2 protein-coding genes are annotated in these 2,498 nt (G+C 31.0%); both read left to right on the top strand.

Annotated elements, in window-relative coordinates; translation table 11 throughout:
- The first annotated feature begins 183 nt into the window (after window positions 1-183).
- Window positions 184-708 (top strand): hypothetical protein, encoded by a 525-nt coding sequence (locus tag JMW94_RS14585; RefSeq protein ID WP_201604885.1) that lies wholly within the window; start codon window positions 184-186, stop codon window positions 706-708.
- 128 nt (window positions 709-836) lie between these two features.
- Entirely contained in the window at window positions 837-1,892 is a 1,056-nt protein-coding gene (locus tag JMW94_RS14580) for a DUF5991 domain-containing protein (RefSeq protein ID WP_201604884.1), read from the top strand.
- Window positions 1,893-2,498: the final 606 nt, after the last annotated feature.

Genomic DNA, 2,498 nt, shown 5'->3' with positions numbered 1-2,498 from the left:
ACTCATGTCTTTGTTTTGGACACTTTTGATCACTTGCGCTCGAAAGTCTGCTGAATAGGTCATGTATTCTTCTGCCGTGTCGCTTATTTTAAAAGTATTGTATCTTATTTATAAAAGACTGACTATAATTTAAATTTGATATGTCAAAGTGATGCTTGTTCATCCTATTTTCTATGGCCGTTCGTGGATGAATATATAGCTACTACAGAACCTCATCTTGCTAATGAACCTGATACTCTCATCGAAAAAATATATACCAAAAACTATAAAAGCTATCTTAATAAAATGAGCAAGCAGTCAATTAAAGACAAATTAGCTGTGAAAGTTTATTTTGAAAGCCCAAATCTAGATGACTCAGGCTATGTCATTAGATTTGTGAATAAAGAATCGCCACTTAAGAATGCGATTCAAGAATACTTAAACGGTCTAACACCAGAGGAGAAAAAGCTAGGGTTTGAATCTAGCAATTTTGGTAACGACAGCTTTCAAGTAAAGATTAAAGATAAGACTGCTTTAGTAAATTTTACAATTAATGAATTAGAAATCATAGGTCCAGAACAAATCTTAAAATTTACTTACAATATTTCCAAAACAGCAGAACAGTTTAAAACGGTTGATGAAACAGAAATTTGCGTTAATAATATCTATAATTATCAAATGGCTTTTTTGGCTAACGAAGACGCCATAGATTGTCCTTTTAGTTTCTAATATAAACACAATAATTGACTATTCATAGGTTTGATAGTTATCAAACCAGACAGTAGTAGATTTGCATACAAGTATCAGACCATTACTTAAACAATAAGATCCTGATTATTCAACGATAGGCTAATAATATGTTTGTTCCTAACTCAAACTCATACATAACTACTTTATTATTATCTATCGCGGTTTCAATTTGTGCTTGTTCCTCTAATAATACTTCAGCTCAAAAAGATAGTGATAAAAATTCGGACTATAAAAATAATTTAAGGTCAAACCCAACAATTAATCCTACTAACTCCCAAAATCCTACCGAAATAAAAGATAAACGTATTAGTGAGTCAAAACAAAGTAATAGTGAGTCAAAATATTTCACTCAAACTGAAATAAGTGAACTCAGTCAAGCTTTTAAGCATGATTCATGTGATATGACTAAGTTTAATCAACAAAATAAAAAAAATAGCTTTTCAAATAACTATGGCAATCCTTATGCAGACGGTCAAGATAGTATTGATGAACTAAATGAGACTAGTAGTTGCTTACTTGTTCAACATGCTAAAATTAATACTTTCAATAATAGGTTTTTAGTCGATGATAAACACTCTAACAAACTTCAGTCTACCGAAGTTGACTTGAAATCTAATATAATCAACAAGATTATTTTCAGTATAGACTATTCTAAATTTCCACCTTGTAGTTTATATCAAAAAGAAAGCCCATTTATGATAGTCTTCCTGAAAAACGATTCAGGTGACATTGAAAGAAGTATTGTTAAAAGCGAATATGAAAATTTTGACTGCTATGAAAATGCAATGACAAATATGCTTGCAATTAACAAGCAGTCATTTGAGATTGATAAAAAATGGCAAGGGTTATACGGTTATAGCACTTACCAAACTGTTGAGAATAAAGGCACAGCTGTCGGAGAAAATTATACTATAAGAATATCGAATGACGAATGCCAGATTGATATTGTGGGATACCAAGTAGATCGACACTTTGCATGTTTTGTAACTCAAAATGATGATTCTAACTACATCAATATATTTCAACTTGATAATAATAATAAGTTTGGTGAAATTAAGTACAAGCAACCTAATGACTATTCAATCAATGTTACATACTATGATGACTATATATCATTGGATGAAGTTGATAATCACTTCTATCCATTAGAAAAAATAGAGTAATTTTTTGCCAATACAAAGGTTTTCTATGCGTATTTCTTTTAGGAAAATAGCTTTAGTTATACCTATTATTATATTGCTAATAACAGGTTGCAACAACCTAGCGAACTCAGAACTCAGAACTCAGAACTCAGAACTCAGAACTCAGAACTCAGAACTCAGAAGTCAGAAGTCAGAACTCAGAAGTCAGAACTCAGAAGTCAGAACTCAGAAGTCAGAACTCAGAAGTCAGAAGTCAGAAGTCACTGTTAACCAAGAATCTAATAATATTAAAAATAACACTACCTTAAACTGCGATGATTTCGAACTCAGTAGTGATGAGCAGATACTTTGTGAACATTGGAAAAATTTTAATTATTTTGACAACTCAATAAATTTGGAAAAAATTTTAAAATATGACAGCACTAATTAATAATATTCGTGACTTATCTCCTATAGATTTTGCATTTTCAGCATCCACTAAGATTACATATAAAAATAAGGTATAGTCAGTCTTTTATAAATAAGATACAATACTTTTAAAATAAGCGACACGGCAGAAGAATACATGACCTATTCAGCAGACTTTCGAGCGCAAGTGATCAAAAGTGTCCAAAACAAAGACATGAG

The sequence above is a fragment of the Psychrobacter immobilis genome (assembly GCF_904846185.1).
Lineage (GTDB): Bacteria > Pseudomonadota > Gammaproteobacteria > Pseudomonadales > Moraxellaceae > Psychrobacter > Psychrobacter immobilis_B.
The sequence above is the reverse complement of the archived record's forward strand: the minus strand, read 5'-3'. Positions and strand labels throughout refer to the sequence as shown.

What these genes read in the sequence shown, in the direction of transcription:
- JMW94_RS14580 (WP_201604884.1), top strand. Translation starts at nt 837, where the DNA reads ATGTTTGTTCCTAACTCAAACTCATACATAACTACTTTATTATTATCT.